Here is a 19,167-nt window from a genome sequence, read left to right on the forward strand (position 1 = left end):
GCATACCGCCCCCCGGACCGGGTGTCCGTGGAGGAGCGGCCCGCCGCGGCCGAGGCGGTCGGCCTCACCCCGCTGGCCGGCCGACTCGGCGGGCTCGGCGCCCGGGTCGATCCGACGGCGCTGTCGGCCGGTGAGCGGCAGCTCGTCGCCCTGGCCCGGGCCTGGCTGTCGCACGCCCCGCTGGCCCTGCTGGACGAGGCGACCTGCCATCTGGACCCCGGGACGGAGGAGCGCGCCGAGCGGGCGTTCGCCGCGCGGCCGGGCGGGACGCTGGTCGTCGTCGCCCACCGCATCAGCTCGGCCCGCCGCGCCAGCCGTGTCCTGGTGATGGACGGCCGGAGCACCGCGTACGGCAGCCACGAGGAGCTGATGCGGTCCTGCGCGCTGTACCGGGACCTCGTGGGGGGCTGGGCCCCCGCCCCGGCCCGGCGGGGATCAGAGCCAGCCCTGACCCTGCGAGATGCGTATCGCGTCGATGCGGTTGCGGGCCCCGGTCTTGCGGGTGATGGCCGCCATGTAGTTGCGCACCGTTCCGTGGGACAGGTGCAGGCTCCCGGCGATCTCCGCGATGGAGGCCCCCTCGGCCGCGAGGGTTAACACGCTCAGTTCTCTGCGAGTCAGCGGCATCTCGGCCGCCTTGAGGAACCCGAAGCCCAGCGAGTCGTTGACGAAACGTTCCCCCTCGGCAACGCGACGGATCCCGCGCAGCAGATTCTGCGGGGATCCTTCCTTGTCGACGTAGCCGAGCGCCCCCGCCTCGGCCGCCCGCTTCAGCAGCCCCGGCCGGTTCGCGGTGGCGAGCACGAGTAATCGCGGCCGCACCCGGTCCGGCCCCGGCCGGCACAGCTCGCCCAGCGGAGGGATGCCGTAGGAGTCCGCGCACTCCAGGTCCGCCGCGCACACGTCCGGCCGAACCGACCGCATCATGCCCGGCGCACCGCGCCACGACGTGTCGTGCACCGCCAGGTCGGCCTCCTGCCGCAGCCACTCCGCCAGCACGGACCTCACCAGACACTCGTCGTGCACCAGAAGCACCCGGATCACTGCCACCCCCTCCGCTCGCCGTACGCCCCCTCGTCGTATTGAGCGCGTGCCCCATTGTTCGCGACCGTGACCCTGCGTGGGCGCGGAGAACCGGCCATCAGGGTGCGCGGGGGCGCACACCCAGCGCCCGTACGCCCGGCCACGCTTCGACTACGGGGGCATGGGTCGGGGCGGTCGGGGTAGGCACGTGCACCCGGCGGGTCCGGAGCACATGTGACCGACGGTAACCGGGTCGGTTCCGGAGCCGCTCGTCGTGCGGGACGGGCCGTCAGGGGGGAGATTTGTTCCTGGACCCGGTCGCGCGGCCCTGCGAGGAGGTGGTCGGCGTGTCCGACGGGCAGTCCTCCGCTCAGGCGCCGGCAGCCGCCAGGACGCCGGTCGGCCGGCCCCTGCTCTCCCTGGCGCTGGCCTCGATGATGGACGAGGTGCACGCCCATTCCGGCGCCGTGTACCTGATGGCACCGGATCAGCCGGTGCTGGAGATGGCGGTGATGGCCGGGCTGCCCCGGGCGTTCGCGGCGCCCTGGGAGCGGGTGGGCCTGAGCGCGCCGATCCCCGTCTCCGACGCGGCGCGCGAGCGGCGGCTGGTGTGGGTCGGGGGCGAGGAGCAGATGGCCCGGCACTATCCGCGGATCGCGGTGGTGCTGCCGTACCCCTTCGCCCTGGCAGCGGTGCCGATCGCCACCGAGTCCACCGTCTACGGCGCGGTCTTCGTGACCTGGCCGGGCGCGCACCCGGAGGAGATGTCCGACCACGAGCGCGAGCATCTGACCGCGGCCTGCGGCCGGCTGGCGGTCCGGCTGGAGCGGGCCGCCGAGCACAGCATCCCGCCCCACCCCGAGACCGATCTGCTCGCCGCGCCCCTGGTGGGGGGCATGGCGGGCACGCTCGGCACGGTCGAGGCGGCCCGGATGGTGAGCCGGCTGCCGTACGGGCTGGTCTCGCTGGACCTGCACGGCCGCATCGGCTTCGTGAACGCGGCCGCGGCCGAGCTGCTGAACGTCCCGGTGAGCCGGCTGCTCGGCACCCAGCTGTGGGCATCGGTGCCCTGGCTCAACGACCCGGTGTACGAGGACCGTTACCGGGCTGCGCTGCTCAGTCAGCAGGTCACCTCGTTCGTGGCGCTGCGCCCGCCCGGCGAGTGGCTGTCGTTCCGGCTGTACCCGAGCACGACGGGTCTGAGCGTGCGCATCACCAGGTCCCGGGCCGTGTCGCGGATGAACCGGACCGTACCGCCGCCCGACGGGGCGCCCTCCCGGCTCGTCACCATCTCTCAGGTGCTGGACCTGGCCGGAGCGCTCACCGAGGCGGTGGGGGTGCAGGACGTGGTGCAGCTGGTCGCGGACGAGATCGCCCCGGCCGTGGGCAGTCAGGCCCTGGTCGTGCTGGGCTCGCGGGCGAACCGGCTGCGGGTGCTCGGGCACCGCGGATACCGGGACCCGCACCTGGTGGAACGGTTCGACGGGATGCCCCTGACGGAGTCGACACCCGGCACCCAGGTGCTGCGGACGGGCGTGCCCGCCTTCTTCGAGTCGCAGGAGGAGCTGGAGCGCCTGTACCCGGTGCGGCTCGCCACCCCCGACGGGTTCGCGGCCTGGGCCTATCTCCCGCTGATCGCCCAGGGCCGCCCGGTGGGGACGTGCGTGCTCTCCTACGCCGAACCGCACCCGTTCCCGACGGAGGAGCGGGCGGTGATGACCAGCATGGCCGGGCTGATCGCGCAGGCACTGGAGCGGGCGCTGCTCTACGACGCCAAGCACCGGCTCGCGCACGGACTCCAGGAGGCGCTGCTGCCGCACTCGCTGCCGTCGCTGCCCGGCATCGAGGCGGTGGGCCGCTACGTGCCGGCCACTCAGGGCATGGACATCGGCGGGGACTTCTACGACCTGGTCGGCACTCAGGGGACGGCGGCGGCGGTGATCGGCGACGTCCAGGGCCACAACGTGACGGCGGCCGGGCTGATGGGGCAGGTCCGCACCGCGGTGCGCGCGTACACGACCGTGGGGCAGGCTCCCGAGGAGGTCATGCGGAGCACCAACCGGCTGCTGCTCGACCTGGGGTCCGACCTGTTCGCCAGCTGTCTGTACCTGCGGCTCGACCCGGAGCACGGGCGGGCCGTGATGTCCCGGGCGGGCCATCCCCCGCCGCTGCTGAGACGTCCGGACGGAAAGGTGCGCGTCCTCGACCTGGCGGGCGGCCCGCTGCTGGGCATCGACGCCTCGGCGGTGTACCCGACGACGGAGGTCGCTCTTGCTCCCGGTTCGCTCCTCGTCCTCTACACCGACGGCCTGGTGGAATCCCCCGGCACGGATTTCGAGGAGGCGCTCGCGGATCTGGGCCGGCGGCTGGGCGACGCCGGGGACCAGCCGCTGGACGAACTGGCCGACAGCCTCGTCCAGCAGCAGCGGCAGCGCTCTGACGGGGAGGAACGGCTGGACGACATCGCCCTGTTGCTGATCAGGGCCCTCGGGTAGGTCGCGGGGGCCGTCGGCACCCGGGCCGGGAACGCCGGTGGCCGGCCCGGTTCCGCCAGGAAGGGGGCGGAACCGGGCCGGCGGCGTCGGACCGGCTGCCGACGGCTGTGTGGGCGTCAGCGGCTCTCGGTCAGACCGGAGTTGTCCTCGACACCCTGGCCCGCGTCCTGACCGGCTCCGGCGCCGGCACCGGCCTCGCCGCCTCCGGCCTGCTCACCGGCACCGGCCTGCTCACCGGCACCGGCCTCTTCACCGGCTCCGGCTTCCTCACCGGCGCCCGCGCCGGCCTCGTCGCCCGCCCCGGCTTCCTGGCCCGCACCGGCCTCTTCGCCCGCACCGGCTTCCTGACCCGCACCGGCCTCGTCGCCGGCACCGGCACCGCCGCCCGCGGCGCCACCCGCGCCGAGGGTCGCGCCGACCGCTTCCAGGGCGGTGGTCACCGGCTGGAAGAACGTCTCGCCGCCGACCGTGCAGTCGCCGCTGCCGCCGGAGGTCAGGCCGATGGCCAGACCGTCCTGGGTGAACAGCGAGCCGCCGCTGTCGCCGGGCTCGGCGCAGACGTTGGTCTGGATGAGGCCCGTGACGGTGCCCTCCGGGTAGTTCACCGTGGCGTCCAGGCCGAGGACCTGGCCGTCGGCGAGCCCGGTGGTGCTGCCCATCCGGAAGACCTCCTGGCCGACGGTCGCCTCCGCGGCCTCGGTGATCTGGACGGTCTGGTTGCCGGTGTTGACGTCGCTGGGCGCCTCGGTCGCCGGGTCGTCGTACTTCACGAGTGCGAAGTCGCCGTTGCCCGGGAACGTCGACTGGTCGACGGTCGCGATCGGCTGACCGCCCTGGGTGTCCGACCACTCGTTGCCGCCGAGGGTGCAGTGACCGGCCGTCAGGAAGGCGGGCGAGCCGTCGCCCGCGGTGACGTTGAAGCCGAGGGAGCAGCGCGAGCCGCCCGCGAAGATGGCGTCACCACCGGAGACGAACGGCTTGAACGTACCGGAGGACTTCTTGAGCGTGGCCATGCCGGAGCCGAGCTCCTGCACGGTGCTCTCCAGTCTGTCCCACTTGGCACCGGTCACGGTGCTGTCGGCGGTCACCAGGAGCTTGTTGGTGCGCGGGTCGATCGACCAGGAGGTGCCGGCGATGGTCGCCTCGGACTTCAGCGTCGAGGCGCCGTCCTGGAGCTCCGACCAGCTGTTGTCGACCTCGCGGACCTTCGCGCCGGCCGCCTTCGCCTGCACGATCACGTTGTTGTTGTCGCCCGGTACGACGTTGACGACGAGCTGCTGGCTGTCGCCGTCGTAGTAGGAGCCGCCGAACGCCTCACCGAGGAGCCCGGAGAGCTGCGAGGCGAGATCCGAGGCGTCGCCCGCCTTCAGGGTCTTCGGCGCGGCGGCGGCGTCGTCGGACGAACCGTCCTGCGAGGCGTTGGCGTTGGGGAGCAGGATCGCGGCCGCGCCGAGCGCCACCACGCTGCCCGCCGCTATCGCGGCCTTGCGCTTCGGGATTCGCTTGTGACTCAAACTTCTCTCCTCCTGGGGAACGGAGTAGGTGCCGCCGTCCGGCAGCTTCTGGGGGGCGCCTGGATGGCTGTTGGTACGCACGGGCCGCACGGGGCGTTCAATTCCGATTGCAAGTGATCCCTTCGCATCGCGGAATCAGCCAACTCCCGCCGCTCGCACGGCGACCCCGCGCTCCCCTGCCGCCCTGCTCGCACAAGGCCGGTCCAGGAGAGCGGGTCGGGCCCGACCGGGGAGATCGATGGCCGGATGACGGCCTTTCAGCGACGGGCGCCCACCGACCGGGCGGAACGCAACCCTCCGTATCCGTCCGGAAACGATCCGTCGACGTCACGGAGCCAAATCCCGGCTTCAGCGAATCTGCACATCGAATGCTCAACCCGGTCACCGAAATGAGGGTTATCCACACCCCGGCCGGGTCGGACACGCCTTTGGGGCGGGAGTGCCGGATTCGCCGTCCCGCCGGACAAGGGCCGGGATGCGCCGATGCGGTGCCGCATGTGAAGAACTCGCCGCCAAGCCGTGCACGAACCTGCACGGATCGGTGCCGCTGAGGCGCAAGTTGCCTGGTGAGGGGGCTGGTTGATTGGAAGCGCGGAGCAGCGGCGTGCTTTGATCCATCGCACCGCGGGGGCCGCTCAGGGCACTCGGAGACGGATGCCCGGTGCTCGCGGTCGCGGCCGTCATCTGTCCCCCAGAGGGGGCCGCTCCCCCCTTGTGAGATACCCATATGAAGGGAAGTTCCATCATGAACTCCACCCCCCAGGTCGAGACCGTCGAGATCGCTGACGCCCAGCTCGACGCCATCTCCGGCGGCCTGTCCGTGAACGCCGTGAACACCGTCACCGACACCGTTGACGGCATTGCCCCGGTCTCCGGCCTGGTCGACACCGCCGTCGGCACCGTCGAGGGCGTCACCGGCCTCAACACGGCCCCGGTCACCGGCCTGGTCTCCGGCCTCTGATCGAGCCCTTGTGCCGTTGATTCCCGGAACCGCAGCCGGCGGTTCCGGGTTCTTCGGGTTCCGTACGAGTCCCTGCGGGGGCCGTCCGTATCTCTCCTACGGGTGAGGGAAGTTCCTTGCAGTTCCGCCAACAGGCCCTCGCCAAGCTCCAGTCACCGGAGGAACTCGACCTGCCGGTGCGCTTCGCCCGTCCGCAGGGCTGGCTCGTGCTCTCGGTGACGGTGGTCGCCATGGCCGCCGCCTCGGTGTGGGCGGTGACCGGCTCGGTGACCTCGACCGTCAGCGCGCCCGCCATCCTCACGCACGGGCAGGGCAGTTACGTCCTCCAGAGCCCCGTCGCGGGCCAGGTCACCGCGGTGCTCGCCAAGCAGGGCGAGCAGCTGCCCGCCGGCTCCCCCGTCCTCAAGGTCCGCACGGGCAACCAAGAAGCGGTCGTCCGTACGCTCGACGCGGGCCGTGTCTCCGCGCTCGCCGCGACCGTCGGGCAGATCATCCGGACCGGCGCGAACGTCGCCGCCGTCGAGAAGGTCGCCCGTGCCGGGGACCCGCTCTACGCGACCGTGTACGTCCCCGCCCAGAACGCCGCCTCGATCCCCGACGACGCGGCCGTGGACCTGACCGTGCAGTCGGTGCCGACCCAGGAGTACGGCGTGCTGCGCGGCCATGTGAAGTCGGTGGACCGCTCGGCGCAGTCCCCGCAGCAGATCGCCGCGTTCCTCGGGGACAGCCAGCTCGGCGAGCAGTTCACCAAGAAGGGCAGACCGGTGGCCGTGACGGTCCGGCTGGACAGGTCCTCCGCCACGAAGAGCGGCTACACGTGGTCCTCCGCGGACGGGCCGCCGTTCAAGTTGGCCTCCATGACGCCGGCCTCCGGTTCGATCCGGCTGTCCGACCAGCGTCCCGTCGACTGGCTGCTGCCATGAGCGCGACCGCGCAGGAACCCCGCAGCAGGCGACGGGCCGCCCCGCCCCGGCGAAAGGTGCCCAAGGCCCGGGCGAAGACCGTCCGCACGCCCACGGTGCTCCAGATGGAGGCCGTCGAGTGCGGCGCCGCCTCCCTGGCGATGGTGCTCGGGCACTACGGCAAGCACGTCCCGCTGGAGGAACTGCGCATCGCGTGCGGTGTCTCCCGGGACGGCTCACGCGCGAGCAACCTGCTGAAGGCGGCCCGCTCCTACGGCCTGACGGCCAAGGGCATGCAGATGGACCTGGCCGCCCTGGCCGAGGTGACGTCGCCGGCCATCCTGTTCTGGGAGTTCAACCACTACGTCGTCTACGACGGCATGGGCCGGCGCTTCGGCCGCCGGGGCGTCTACATCAACGACCCCGGCAAGGGCCGCCGGTTCATCCCCATGGAGGACTTCGACGGCAGCTTCACCGGTGTCGTGCTGGTGATGGAGCCCGGCGAGGACTTCGCCCGGGGCGGCCGCAAGCCCGGTGTCCTGGGCGCGATGCCGGCCCGGCTGCGTGGCACGGCGGGCACGATGCCCGCGGCGGTGCTGGCGAGTCTGCTGCTGGTGGCGGTCGGTGCGGCGGTGCCCGCGCTGAGCCGCACCTACATCGACGAGTTCCTGATCGGCAACCAGACCTCGCTGCTCGGCGTGCTGTTCCCGTCGATGGCGGCGTGCGTGCTGCTCACGGTGGTGCTGACCTGGCTCCAGCAGGCCAACCTGCTGCGCGGCCGCATCATCTCCTCCACCCTCTCCAGCGCCCGCTTCCTGCGGCATCTGCTGCGGCTGCCGGTGACGTTCTTCTCCCAGCGCAGCCCGGCCGACCTGGTGCAGCGCCTCCAGTCCAACGACGCGGTGTCCGAGACCCTGTCCCGCGATCTCGCGGCGGCGGGCGTGGACGCGGTCGTGGTCGTCCTGTACGCGGTGCTGCTGTACACCTACGACCCGCAGCTCACGTTCGTGGGCATCGGCGTGGCCCTGCTGAACATCGTCGCGATGCGGGTGGTGATCCGGCTGCGGGCGACGCGCACCGCGAAGCTGCGCGCGGACACGGCCCGGCTGACCAACACCGCCTACACGGGCCTCCAGCTGATCGAGACGATGAAGGCGACCGGCGGCGAGGACGGCTACTTCCGCAAGTGGGCCGGACAGCACGCCACCACCCTGGAGGAGCAGCAGCGCCTCGGCGTGCCGAGCGCCTGGCTGGGTGTGGTCGCGCCGACGCTCGCCACCCTCAACAGCGGGCTGATCCTGTGGATCGGCGGCATGCGGGCGGTCGAGGGGCACATCTCGGTCGGTCTGCTGGTCGCCTTCCAGGCGCTGGTCGCCCGGTTCACGGCCCCGCTGACCCGGCTGAACGGTGTGGCCGGCCGCATCCAGGACTTCGCGGCGGACGTGGCCCGGCTGAAGGACGTCGAGAACTTCAAGGCCGACCCGCTCTACGGCCGGCCGGGCGGGAGCGAGTCCACGCGCCGCCTCCAGGGCCATGTCGAGCTGGAGAACATCATGTTCGGCTACAGCCCGCTCGACAAACCCCTGCTCACCGGCTTCGACCTGACGGTCGGCCCCGGGCAGCAGGTCGCCCTGGTCGGCGGTTCGGGCAGCGGCAAGTCCACGGTGTCCCGGATGATCTCCGGGCTGTACGCGCCGTGGGAGGGCGTGATCCGCATCGACGGGCAGCGCATCGAGGACATCCCGCGCGGAGCGCTGGCCGCCTCGGTCTCCTTCGTCGACCAGGACGTGTTCCTCTTCGAGGGCACGGTCCGCGACAACGTGGCGCTGTGGGACCCGTCCATCCCGGACGACGCGGTGGAGGACGCGCTGCGCGACGCCGCCCTGTACGACGTGATCACACGCCGCCCGGGCGGCATCCACAGCAGGGTGGAGCAGGACGGCCGCAACTTCTCCGGCGGGCAGCGCCAGCGCCTGGAGATCGCGCGGGCCCTGGTGCGCCGCCCGAGCATCCTGGTGCTCGACGAGGTGACGAGCGCGCTGGACGCCGAGACCGAGCAGGTCGTGATGGACAACCTGCGCCGGCGCGGCTGCGCCTGCGTGGTGATCGCGCACCGGCTGAGCACGGTGCGCGACAGCGACGAGATCGTCGTCCTCCAGCACGGCACGGTCGTGGAGCGGGGACGGCACGAGGACCTGGTGGCCCGCGGCGGTGCGTACGCGGCACTGGTCAGGGAGCGGTGAGATGACGGCCGTTCACGAAGGGCACGACGGCGACCTCGTGCTGGGCGCCTTCGGGCAGATGGGCTCGCGCATCGACTGCGCCGGGTTCAGCCGGCTCGACCTCGAAGGCCCGCAGGTGCTGTGGCTGATCGCGTCCGGCGCCGTGGACCTGTTCGCCGTGGATGCCGGGCAGCAGGGCCACTGGCACCACCTGGGCCGTCTGGAGGCGGGCTCGCTGGTGCTCGGCCCGGTGCCGGGCCCGCAGCACACCCTGGTGGCCCGGCCGCTGCGGGACTGCGTGGTGCACCGCATCGGCCTGCGCGAGCTGTACCAGCCCGCCAACACGGCGACCTGGTCGTACGACGAGTACGGCAACCCGCAGTACGTGCCGCCGACGACGAGTCCGCTGGAGTACGCGCTCGCCCTCGGGGTCGGCCGCAGCCTGTCGATCCTTTTCCAGGCGCCGATGGCCACCGAGCGGGCCGCCGCGCCCACGGACGACGACGTGTTCTGGATGCAGGTGCCGCCGGGCAGCGTGCAGTACGGCTCGCTCTACGGGGCGGAGGCCGCGGCCGATCTGCTGATGGACCCCGCGCTGTGGCAGTCGATGGTCGACCAGCAGTACCGGCTGCTCACCACGCTGGACCGCTGGATCGAGCAGCTGGAGCGTACGCACGAGACGCGCACGGCCGAGGGCATCAAGGCCGGTGAGGCGGTGCGTGCCCAGGCCGATCAGACGCTCCTCGCCTCCATCGGGAAGCGGTCGGGCAAGCGGACCACCTCGGCCGACGCCGACGCCACGTACGCGGCCTGCAAGCTGGTCGGGCAGGCGGCCGGGATCCGGATCACCGAGCCGACCCAGAAAGGCACCGGCGGCGACCGCCTCGACCCGGTGGAACAGGTCGCCCTGGCTTCCCGCGTGCGGACCCGGGCCGTACGGCTCGACGGCCGCTGGTGGCGGGACAACGCAGGGCCGCTGGTCGGTCAACGGGCCCTGTCGGGCGCGCCGGTCGCACTGCTGTGGCGGCGCGGCGGCTATGTCGCGGTGCATCCGTCGACCGGGCGTGAGACGCCGGTCGAGAAGGCCAACGCCGACGAGTTCGAGCCGCGCGCGGTGATGTTCTACCGTCCCCTGCCGGAGCGGGGGCTCAGTCCGCTGGGGCTGCTGCGGTTCTGCATGCAGGGCATGCGCGGCGATCTGACGGGCCTGCTGCTCAGCGGTCTGGTCACGGTGGCGATCGGCGCGCTGGTGCCCATCGCGACCGGCAAGGTGTTGGGCGAGTTCGTGCCGAAGGCGCAGACGGACCTGATCGTGCAGGTGTGCCTCGCGGTGATGCTGAGCAGTGTGGTGGCGGCGGCCTTCATGCTGTTGCAGAACCTCACCATCCTGCGGATCGAGGGCCGTATCGAGGCCACGCTCCAGCCGGCGGTGTGGGACCGGCTGCTGAGGCTGCCGACACGGTTCTTCACCGAGCGCTCCACGGGCGAACTGGCCAGCGCCGCCATGGGCATCAGCTCGATCCGCCGGCTGCTGGCGGGGGTCGGGCCGACGGTCGCGCAGTCGGTGACGGTCGGGGCGATGAACCTGGGGCTGTTGTTCTGGTACAGCGTGCCGATGGCGATGGCCGCGATCGGGGTGCTCGTCGTCATCGCGGCGGTGTTCCTGGGGCTCGGGCTGTGGCAGGTGCGCTGGCAGCGGCGTCTGGTGGTGCTCTCCAACAAGCTGAACAACCAGGCGTTCCAGACGCTGCGGGGCCTGCCCAAGCTGCGGGTGGCCGCCGCCGAGAACTACGCGTACGCCGCGTGGGCGTCGGAGTTCGCGCGCAGCCGGGAGCTCCAGCAGAAGGTCGGCCGCATCAAGAACCTCACGACGGTGCTGGGCGCGGTGTACCTGCCGCTGTGCACCCTGCTGATGTTCATGCTCCTGGCGGGTCCGGCCCGCGGCTCGATGTCGGCGGCGGCGTTCCTCACCTTCAACACCTCGGTGACGATGGTCCTGACCTCCGTCACCCAGCTGACGGGCGCGTTCGTCTCGGCGGTGGCCGCGCTGCCGCTGTTCGAGGAGATCAAGCCGGTGCTGGACGCGACGCCGGAGGTGCGCACGGCGAGCACCCGGCCCGGTCCGCTGACCGGCGCGATCGAGGCGCGGCGGTTGTCCTTCCGGTACGCGGACGACGGCCCGCTGGTCCTGGACGACGTGTCGTTCGAGGTGCGGCCGGGCGAGTTCGTCGCGGTCGTCGGCCCGAGCGGCTGCGGGAAGTCGACGCTGCTGCGGCTGCTGATCGGCTTCGACCGGCCCGTGTCGGGCAGCGTGCTCTACGACGGGCAGGACCTCGCGGCCCTGGACCAGTCCGCGGTGCGCCGCCAGTGCGGTGTGGTGCTCCAGCACGCGCAGCCGTTCAACGGCTCGATCCTGGACGTCATCTGCGGCACCGAGCCGTACACCCCGGAGGAGGCCATGGCCGCCGCCGAGATGGCCGGTCTCGCCGAGGACATCAAGCGGATGCCGATGGGGCTGCACACCATCGTCGCGGGCAGCGGAGCCGTCTCCGGCGGCCAGCGCCAGCGGCTGATGATCGCCCAGGCGCTGATCCGACGGCCGCGCATCCTCTTCTTCGACGAGGCGACCAGCGCACTCGACAACGAGACACAGCGCACGGTCATCGAGAGCACCAAGGCCCTGAACGCCACCCGGATCGTCATCGCGCACCGGCTGTCGACCGTGATGGACGCCGACCGGGTCGTGGTGATGGAGGACGGCAAGGTCATCCAGCAGGGCCCACCCGCCCAGCTGCTCGCCGACACGAACGGCCGGCTGCACGAGCTGGTGCGCCGCCAGATGGCGTGACGCAGCGCACGCCCTCATCACGCACAGGGACACGGCGGCCCCCTCTCACCGCTCCGTGGCGCGTCCTCGCCGGTCCCCGGCGTGCGGTCTGTTGACCCGGGCCGTAAACGGGTACCCACCGCCCATGCGAATCAGCGTGGTGGACGTGGGATCGAACACGGTCAGACTGGTGGTCGCGGACGCGGCGGACGGGGTGCCCTTGCCCGTGCACACCGCCAAGTGGCGACTCAGGCTGTCCGAGCAGGTCACACCGGGGGGACCCGTCCCGGAGCGAGCCGTGGACCAACTGGTCGACGCGGTGGCCGAGGCGAGCAGGACCGCCGGCCGGTGGGGTGCGGCGGGCCCGCTGGCCTTCGCGACCGCCGTGGTGCGCAACGCGCCGAACCGGCACGAGGTGCTGCGCACCGTCCGTGCCCGTACGGGCGTCGACCTGTGCACCCTGCCGGGCGAGGTCGAGGCCGAACTGACGTTCCTCGGGGCCCGGCGCTGGATGGGCTGGCGGTCGGGGCCCCTCGCCCTGCTCGACATCGGCGGCGGCACCTTCGAAGTCGCTTTCGGACGCGGCCGGTTGCCCGACTTCGTGGCCTCCTTGCCGCTGGGCGCCCGGCGGCTGACGCACGAGTTCTTCGCGGACGAGGATCCGCCGTCGCCCGAGCGGGTGCGGGCGCTGCGCCGCAAGGTCCGCCACCAGTTGCGGGACGTCGCGGCGCGGATCCGCTGGGAGGGCCCGCGCACCGCGGTCGCCACCTCCCGCACCTTCCAGCAGCTGGGGCGGCTGTGCGGCGCGGCGCCCGGACGTCACGGACCGTTCGTCGACCGGCAGATGCACCGCTCCGAACTGCGGGCGGCGATCACCCGGCTGGCCGCCCTGCCCGCCGCCGAACGCGCGCACCTGCCCGGCATCTCCGCGCCCCGCGCCGCGCAGAGCCTGGCGGGCGCGGTGGTCGGACACACCGCCCTGAAGCTGACCGGCATCAAGGCCGTCACGGTCTGTCCGTGGGCGATCCGCGAGGGGGTGCTGCTGCGCCACATCGAGGACGGCCCCTCCTGGTGGGCGGAGGTCGCCCACCGCAGTGCGGAGGCCGCCCCTGTCGACCCGGTGCCACTGCGCATCGCCGCCGCATCCAGCTGACTGTCCAGGACGTACCGAACAGGAAGGAGCCCCCGTGTCCCAGCACAAGGACCACGACCGGGACGAGAACCAGCACGGCAAGCCGCCCGAGACGGCCCTGGAGGAGGTGCTGCGCGAGGTCGAGGACGCCGAGAACCGCACCCGGGACTCGGACGAGCGGCGCCGCCACCGGGGCGAGGCGGGAGAGGCCATCACCCCCAACACACGTGCCCAGGAGGAGTCCGAGGGAGACTGACGGAAGCCGGGGCGGGCCCGGAGCACCGGGGCGGCGGTCCGAGCGGCCGCGCCGCCGGCGCCCGGGCCACTCCGAGCGGGTTCGCCGCCACGGCCCGCCCGGTCGACCGTGACCTCTCGTGGCCCGCCCGGCGTCCGGGAAGCCCGGCCCGGGGTCCGGCCCCCGGTTCCAGTACGTCCGCGCCTGGCCGGGGATCGTGCAGCCGATGTCCCCACGGGCCGCCCGTGATCCCGTTGATCACGGGCGGCCCGTCCTCGTCACCGGTGACCACGAGTGCCTGTATGACTCGCCGGAGTACCCATCGGGGCGGGGGCACGCGGCGGGTGACCCCGGTCGCCGGACGGGTACCCGGCGCGCATGGAGCACGAAGGACCACGACTGCCCGCCCCGCGCGGCCCGCTGAGCAGGGGCGTCGACGCCCATCTGCGCGGCGCGGGCCGCCTGCCCCCCGTGGAGGACGTCGCCCGCGCCGAGGTGTACGGCGACGACCTCCAGCTCGCCCTGTACCTGTGCTACGAGCTGCACTACCGCGGTTTCGCGGGCGTCCCCCCGGAGCGCGAGTGGGATCCGGACCTGCTGCGTGTCCGCGGCGCCATGGAGCAGCGCTTCCTGTCCGCGCTGCGCACCGACGCACACGTCCACGACAGCGTGGACGAGGCACTGGCCGGCCTGCTGGTGGAGCCCGTCGAGGGCACCGGCGTCACCCACTTCCTGCGGGACGAGGGCGAGCTGTGGCAGGTGCGCGAGTACGCGGCCCAGCGCTCCCTGTACCACCTCAAGGAGGCGGACCCGCACGCCTGGGTGCTGCCGCGGCTGTGGGGCCGGGCGAAGGCGGCGATGGCGGCGGTCGAGTTCGACGAGTGGGGCGGGGGCCGCGCCGACCGCGTGCACGCCGCCCTGTTCGCCGACCTGATGACGGACCTGGGTCTGGACACCACGTACGGCCGCTATCTCGACGCGGCGTCCGCCGAGGCCCTGGTCACCGTGAACATGATGTCCCTCTTCGGGCTGCACCGGGCGCTCAGAGGCGCCCTGGTCGGCCACTTCGCGACCGTCGAGATCACCTCGTCACCGGGGTCGCGGCGGCTCGCCGAGGCGATGCGCCGCACCGGCGCCGGGCCCGCGGCCGAGCACTTCTACGACGAGCACGTCGAGGCCGACGCGGTTCACGAGCAGGTGGTGCGCCACGACGTCATCGGCGGACTGCTGGAGCGCGAGCCGCATCTCGCCCCGGACATCGCCTTCGGCATCGACGCCACCGAATTCGTCGAGGAACGCTTCGGCACCCGGTTGCTCACCGACTGGCGGGCATCCCGTTCGTCACTGCGTGCACCACTTGCCCGGGAAGCAGCTCATACCTCCTGATTGCCGGGGTACCCGGTGTCCGTGATTGCACTGGTACCCCCGGGCGTGTACGCCCCGCAGGAGGACACCGAGCTGCTGGCCGGTGCCCTGTCCGACGAGCCGCTGCCTCCGGGCGCGCACGTCCTCGACGTGGGCACCGGCAGCGGCGCCCTGGCCCTGGAGGCCGCGCGCCGGGGCAGCCGTGTGACCGCCGTGGACGTGTCCTGGAGCGCCGTGTGGGCCGCGCGGCTGAACGCCCGTGTGGCAGGGCTTCCGGTCCGCATCCTGCACGGGAACCTGTTCGAACCCGTGCGCGAGGAGACGTTCGATCTGATCCTGGCCAATCCGCCGTACGTGCCGGCGCCTGAGGCTCATCGCAGGCCGCCGCGGGGCGCGGCCCGGGCCTGGGACGCGGGCGGCGACGGACGGCTGGTCGTGGACCGGATCTGCCGGCAGGCGCCCGGTCTGCTGCGGCCGGGCGGGGTGCTGCTGCTGGTCCAGTCGGCGCTCAGCGGGCCGGACCTGACCGTCGGGCAGTTGCGCACGGCCGGTCTGAAGGCCGCCGTGACCCGCCGGCGCCGGATCGCGCTCGGACCAGTGCTGCGCGGCCGGGAACGGTGGCTGCGGGAGCGAGGGCTGCTGTCCGCCGCCGATGACAAGGAAGAGCTGGTGGTCGTCCGTGCCGAACTCCCCGTCTGACCGGTCCGCCGCGCCTCGCCGCGTCGTCGTCCGGCGCAAGGGCCCGCTGCTGATGGAGGGGCCGGTGGAAGTGGAGCTGGAGGACGGCTCCGTCGTCACCTCCGACCGCTTCCGCGTGGCCTTGTGCACCTGCCGCCGGAGCCGTCGTTACCCGTGGTGCGACACGAGCCACCGCGACCGGGCGTGAGCCCCGGGCACAGAAACGCCCAGGGGCCGGCGGGCGGCCCCACTCCGCCCGTCGGCCCCCTCGCACGAGATCGCGGCTTTCCGTGACAACGGCCCGGCTCCCCAGCCACGGCCCGCTGTGCTTCACGGATCCAGCGCGATCCCGGTCTGTGGGCTCAGCCCTCTCAGAACGAGAAGACGCCCGTTCCGTAGGCGTTCTTCATGCAGTCGTTGGAGAAGGTGCGCTCGTAGGAGACGCGCTTGCCCTGCCACACGCCGTCGACGGTGACGACCACCGGGTCGTACTGCTTGGTGCACATCACGCCGTCCCTGGCGGTCAGGGCGTCGAAGTCACCGCCGACGCCGCGCAGTTCCGCGCAGGCCGGTCCGGCCGCCGGGTGCGTGCCGGCGGGCGTCGGGGCACAGGTCAGAGTGACCGCGCGTTCCGGAGTCGCTGCGATCGCGCTCTCGCCGTGGCCCACCGTGAGAACGAGGGCCGACGGGGCGTAGAGCGCGGTGGGGGCCTGACCCGGATCGGCGAGAGCGGCCCCGGAGAGGGGTCCGCAGACGGCGGTGGCCGTCAGTCCGAGGGTCATGGCCCAGCGCGCGGTGGTCCGCATTGTGTGCATCCTTCCGCATCGATTACAGGGTGTGCCGGCCCGTGCTCGGTCGGTGCCCGGAGCGGCGAGCGCGAGTCTGCCGAGTCCGCCGCGGAAACACACATCGACCCCACGGGTTTCAGTAACATTGCGTATTGAATCAGTGGCGCGAAGTTACGGAATCCAAGCCGGTGAAGCCCGTAACTGCGCGGTTCCCCAGGTCACGAAGCGGCCAGATGGCTGATTTCTGCGCGTTCGTTAATAGGCCTGAAACATTCCGATTCCGCTCTCGGCCGACCGCTTCGTGACCCCTTGTGTTCATGGAACTGCCGAGTAATCGTCATTACATGATTACGTCAGAGCAGAGAGACAAGCTTCGCGGCTGGTTCGCAGGCCGGCTGCCCGACGACCTCTTCGAGGAGCTGACCGAGATCACGGTCGACCGCGAGGAGATCACCGTGATCGGGCGCATCCCCGCACCCCGGCTGGCCGAGGACGCCCCGGCCGCCGAACGGGAGGCGGCCCTGGAGAGCCGGGCGCAGGAGTTCCGGGAGCGCACCCGTGAGGACCGGATGGCCGTGGCACGCGAGGCCGAGCACCGGTTCCGCCGGAAGGTCTCCTGGGGCGTGGAGTGCGGCGGGCGGCGGACGCTCTTCACGCACGTGGCCGCGCCGGTCATGACGCGGCTGCGCCAGCCGGAGCGCCAGGTCCTCGACACCCTGATCGCCGGCGGCGTGGCCCGTAGCCGCAGCGACGCGCTGGCCTGGTGCGTGCGCCTGGTCCAACGTCATACGGACGACTGGCTCACCGAGTTGCGCGACTCCCTGGAGCACGTGCACCGCGTCCGCTCCCAGGGCCCGGACACCGAGCCGGATCCCGCACCGCACGCGGACGAGGAGTGACCTCTGCCGGACCCCGTCCGCCCCCTGATCCACCGGAGCGCATACCGCTCGGTATCGTCGCCCGCACGGCACGGTCTCGACGAGGAGACGACGAGAGGCGGGCGTACGGTGGGCAAGCACTGGGCGGACTTCCAGTACGAGATCTATCTGAACGGGATGTCGGGCGCCGTACCGCGCCTGCCGACCGATCTGACCCGGCTGGAGGAGCTCACCGAGCAGCGGCTCGGGCCCGGCCCGGTCGGCTACGTGGCGGGCAGCGCGGGCAACGGCAGCACGGCCCGCGCCAACCGGGCGGCCCTGGAGCGCCGCCGGATCGTCCCGCGCATGCTGCGGGACGTGCACGAGCGGGACCTCTCGGTCGAGGTGCTGGGCCGAGCCCTCCCCGCCCCCCTCGCGCTGGCGCCGGTCGGCGTGCTGTCGATCATGCACCCGGACGCCGAGCCCGCCGCGGCCCGGGCCGCCGCCGCGCAGGGCGTGCCGTTCGTCCTGTCGTCCGCGTCCAGCACCCCCATGGAGCAGGTCGCGGAGGCCATGGGGGACGCCGAGCGCTGGTTCCAGCTGTACTGGCCGAAGGACCCGGAGGTGGCCCGCAGCTTCCTGAACCGGGCCGGGGCGGCCGGGTTCACCGCGCTGGTCGTCACCCTGGACACACCGCTGCTGTCGTGGCGGCCGCGCGATCTCGACCAGGCGTACCTGCCGTTCCTGCACGGGGTCGGGACGGCCAACTACTTCTCGGACCCGGCGTTCCAGGCGGGTCTGGCCAAGCCGGTGCACGAGGATCCGAACGCCGCCGTGATGCACTTCGTCGGGATGTTCTCCGACCCGGCCAAGAGCTGGCCCGACCTCGCGTTCCTGCGGGAGAACTGGGACGGCCCGATCGTCCTCAAGGGCGTCCTGCACCCGGACGACGCCCGGCTGGCCGCCGACGCCGGCATGGACGGCGTGATCGTCTCCAACCACGGCGGCCGTCAGGTGGCCGGGTCCGTCGCGGCGGCCGACGCGCTGCCCCGCGTCGCCGAGGCGGTGGGCGACCGGCTCACCGTCCTGTTCGACAGCGGCGTCCGCACCGGTGACGACATCTTCAAAGCCCTCGCCCTCGGCGCCCGCGCGGTCCTCGTCGGCCGTCCGTACGTCTACGGCCTCGGACTCGACGGCCGGTCGGGCGTCGAGCACGTCATCCGCTGCCTGCTGGCCGAACTCGACCTCACCCTCGCCCTGTCGGGGCACGCCACGCCGAGCACGGTCGGCCCGGCCGACCTCGTCGAGGATCCGGTCTGACGGGTGGGCTGCGCCGTGTGTCCGCGGCGCAGCCCCGCTCGGGTCCCGGCGGTCGTCGTCAGGCCGTCCGGCCCTCGGTGAGCGTCACCTGGCGGGCCGCCGGGTCGTCCTGCTCGTCGATCGACAGGGATCCCTCCGCCGTCGGCAGGGGCTCCGGCTGCCAGCGCTGCGCGTCGGAGGAGCGGTCGCGCACCTTGACGACGAGGTCGGCGTCCGGATCGTCGTCCGCCGGGGCGAGGGCGAGCTGCTCGTCCCAGCGGGGCAGCAACTCCCCCTGCACGGTGAGGTCGTAACGCACGTCGTCGCCCCGCTCGGCATCGTCCTCGGCACAGGTGCCGAGGACGACGACACCGGCGTCCTTGTGGGAGTCCAGACACAGCCCGGGATCGGCGACGCTGCGCAGCAGCCCGTCGTCCTCGTACGTCCACTGCTGCGTCCACACCGTCGAGCACTCCGCGAGCTTCGCGCCCGAGCCCTCCTCCGGCAGGCCCCGGATGTCGAGGCACAGGTCGGCACCGGCGTTGCGCAGCCGCGTCACACCCGGCGCCGAGGGAAGCCCGGCGGTGCCGGGCGGCGTCGCCGACGTGGGGCCCTTGCCGCCGGCGGCGCTGTTGGACCCGGCCGGGTCGGCCTCCCCGCCGTCGTAGGACGACGCGCTGATGATGAGCACCGTCGCCAGTACCCCGGCGGAGACCGCGCCGACGCCCGAGAGCAGCGCTCGTGAGGAGCGCAGCGCTTCCGGAGCCCGGCGGGCGGGCACGGGGAGCCGGGACAGCAGACCGTGCCGCCCGCCGCCCCGCCGTCCACCACCGCGCCGGCCGGAGACGCCCGGTGCTCGTTGTATGTGT

Annotated in this window: 16 protein-coding genes and 1 pseudogene; 13 read left to right on the forward strand and 4 right to left on the reverse strand. The window is 72.6% G+C overall.

What is annotated here, in order from left to right:
- Positions 1-27 precede the first annotated feature (27 nt).
- Positions 28-159 (forward strand): annotated as a pseudogene (locus tag AB0E85_RS37825) (hypothetical protein); the annotation flags it as partial.
- A 276-nt stretch (positions 160-435) separates the two neighbouring features.
- On the opposite strand, the gene AB0E85_RS37830 reads toward AB0E85_RS37825, so the two are convergent.
- A complete protein-coding gene (locus AB0E85_RS37830) occupies positions 436-1,044 on the reverse strand; it encodes a response regulator transcription factor (RefSeq protein WP_361937181.1) in 609 nt (202 codons plus the stop codon).
- A 317-nt stretch (positions 1,045-1,361) separates the two neighbouring features.
- Between AB0E85_RS37830 and AB0E85_RS37835 the strand changes: the two genes are divergently transcribed.
- Positions 1,362-3,518: a SpoIIE family protein phosphatase gene (locus AB0E85_RS37835; protein WP_361937207.1), complete on the forward strand. Its 2,157-nt coding sequence runs from the start codon at positions 1,362-1,364 to the stop codon at positions 3,516-3,518.
- 116 nt (positions 3,519-3,634) lie between these two features.
- Here AB0E85_RS37835 and AB0E85_RS37840 read toward each other — a convergent pair whose 3' ends face one another.
- Entirely contained in the window at positions 3,635-5,032 is a 1,398-nt protein-coding gene (locus AB0E85_RS37840; protein WP_361937183.1) for a S1 family peptidase, read from the reverse strand.
- Positions 5,033-5,777: 745 nt separating this feature from the next.
- Between AB0E85_RS37840 and AB0E85_RS37845 the strand changes: the two genes are divergently transcribed.
- The 9 genes from AB0E85_RS37845 (at position 5,778) to AB0E85_RS37885 (ending at position 15,562) form a co-directional block, all read left to right on the forward strand.
- Positions 5,778-5,993 (forward strand): hypothetical protein, encoded by a 216-nt coding sequence (locus AB0E85_RS37845; protein ID WP_003994898.1) that lies wholly within the window; start codon positions 5,778-5,780, stop codon positions 5,991-5,993.
- 116 nt (positions 5,994-6,109) lie between these two features.
- Positions 6,110-6,916: an HlyD family efflux transporter periplasmic adaptor subunit gene (locus tag AB0E85_RS37850; protein ID WP_361937185.1), complete on the forward strand. Its 807-nt coding sequence runs from the start codon at positions 6,110-6,112 to the stop codon at positions 6,914-6,916.
- The gene (locus tag AB0E85_RS37855; protein WP_361937187.1) at positions 6,913-9,138 is read left to right on the forward strand and encodes an NHLP family bacteriocin export ABC transporter peptidase/permease/ATPase subunit; all 2,226 of its coding nucleotides are present in this window, start codon (positions 6,913-6,915) and stop codon (positions 9,136-9,138) included. Before AB0E85_RS37850 ends, AB0E85_RS37855 begins: the two co-directional genes overlap by 4 nt.
- Before the next feature lies 1 nt (position 9,139).
- Positions 9,140-11,965, forward strand: a complete 2,826-nt coding sequence (locus AB0E85_RS37860) for an NHLP bacteriocin export ABC transporter permease/ATPase subunit (protein WP_361937189.1) — start codon at positions 9,140-9,142, stop codon at positions 11,963-11,965.
- Between the two features lie 124 nt (positions 11,966-12,089).
- Complete coding sequence (locus AB0E85_RS37865; protein ID WP_361937191.1) at positions 12,090-13,097, forward strand: Ppx/GppA family phosphatase; 1,008 nt, start codon at positions 12,090-12,092, stop codon at positions 13,095-13,097.
- Between the two features lie 34 nt (positions 13,098-13,131).
- Complete coding sequence (locus tag AB0E85_RS37870; RefSeq protein ID WP_361937193.1) at positions 13,132-13,332, forward strand: hypothetical protein; 201 nt, start codon at positions 13,132-13,134, stop codon at positions 13,330-13,332.
- 357 nt (positions 13,333-13,689) lie between these two features.
- Positions 13,690-14,697, forward strand: coding sequence for an iron-containing redox enzyme family protein (locus tag AB0E85_RS37875; protein WP_361937195.1), 1,008 nt, complete (start codon positions 13,690-13,692; stop codon positions 14,695-14,697).
- 21 nt (positions 14,698-14,718) lie between these two features.
- Positions 14,719-15,375: a HemK2/MTQ2 family protein methyltransferase gene (locus AB0E85_RS37880; RefSeq protein WP_361937197.1), complete on the forward strand. Its 657-nt coding sequence runs from the start codon at positions 14,719-14,721 to the stop codon at positions 15,373-15,375.
- Positions 15,356-15,562 (forward strand): CDGSH iron-sulfur domain-containing protein, encoded by a 207-nt coding sequence (locus AB0E85_RS37885; protein WP_361937199.1) that lies wholly within the window; start codon positions 15,356-15,358, stop codon positions 15,560-15,562. The genes AB0E85_RS37880 and AB0E85_RS37885 overlap by 20 nt, the downstream gene beginning before the upstream one ends.
- A 163-nt stretch (positions 15,563-15,725) precedes the next feature.
- Here AB0E85_RS37885 and AB0E85_RS37890 read toward each other — a convergent pair whose 3' ends face one another.
- Positions 15,726-16,160: a protease inhibitor gene (locus AB0E85_RS37890; protein WP_161367686.1), complete on the reverse strand. Its 435-nt coding sequence runs from the start codon at positions 16,158-16,160 to the stop codon at positions 15,726-15,728.
- Positions 16,161-16,486: 326 nt separating this feature from the next.
- On the opposite strand from AB0E85_RS37890, the gene AB0E85_RS37895 reads away from it, so the two are divergent.
- Positions 16,487-17,041, forward strand: coding sequence for a hypothetical protein (locus tag AB0E85_RS37895; RefSeq protein WP_361937201.1), 555 nt, complete (start codon positions 16,487-16,489; stop codon positions 17,039-17,041).
- A gap of 108 nt (positions 17,042-17,149) precedes the next feature.
- Positions 17,150-18,319: a lactate 2-monooxygenase gene (locus AB0E85_RS37900; protein ID WP_361937203.1), complete on the forward strand. Its 1,170-nt coding sequence runs from the start codon at positions 17,150-17,152 to the stop codon at positions 18,317-18,319.
- Positions 18,320-18,377: 58 nt separating this feature from the next.
- Here the strand turns inward: AB0E85_RS37900 and AB0E85_RS37905 are convergent.
- On the reverse strand, positions 18,378-19,167 hold a 790-nt coding region (locus AB0E85_RS37905), incomplete at its 5' end, for an RICIN domain-containing protein (RefSeq protein WP_361937205.1).

This window comes from Streptomyces sp. NPDC029044, assembly GCF_040637495.1.
Taxonomy (GTDB): domain Bacteria; phylum Actinomycetota; class Actinomycetes; order Streptomycetales; family Streptomycetaceae; genus Streptomyces.

Excerpts from the sequence above, each read along its gene's own strand:
- AB0E85_RS37865 (WP_361937191.1), top strand. The coding sequence starts at position 12,090 with ATGCGAATCAGCGTGGTGGACGTGGGATCGAACACGGTCAGACTGGTG.
- AB0E85_RS37860 (WP_361937189.1), top strand. The coding sequence starts at position 9,140 with ATGACGGCCGTTCACGAAGGGCACGACGGCGACCTCGTGCTGGGCGCC.
- AB0E85_RS37895 (WP_361937201.1), top strand. The coding sequence starts at position 16,487 with ATGATTACGTCAGAGCAGAGAGACAAGCTTCGCGGCTGGTTCGCAGGC.
- AB0E85_RS37855 (WP_361937187.1), top strand. The coding sequence starts at position 6,913 with ATGAGCGCGACCGCGCAGGAACCCCGCAGCAGGCGACGGGCCGCCCCG.
- AB0E85_RS37845 (WP_003994898.1), top strand. The coding sequence starts at position 5,778 with ATGAACTCCACCCCCCAGGTCGAGACCGTCGAGATCGCTGACGCCCAG.
- AB0E85_RS37890 (WP_161367686.1), bottom strand. The coding sequence starts at position 16,160 with ATGCGGACCACCGCGCGCTGGGCCATGACCCTCGGACTGACGGCCACC.
- AB0E85_RS37875 (WP_361937195.1), top strand. The coding sequence starts at position 13,690 with ATGGAGCACGAAGGACCACGACTGCCCGCCCCGCGCGGCCCGCTGAGC.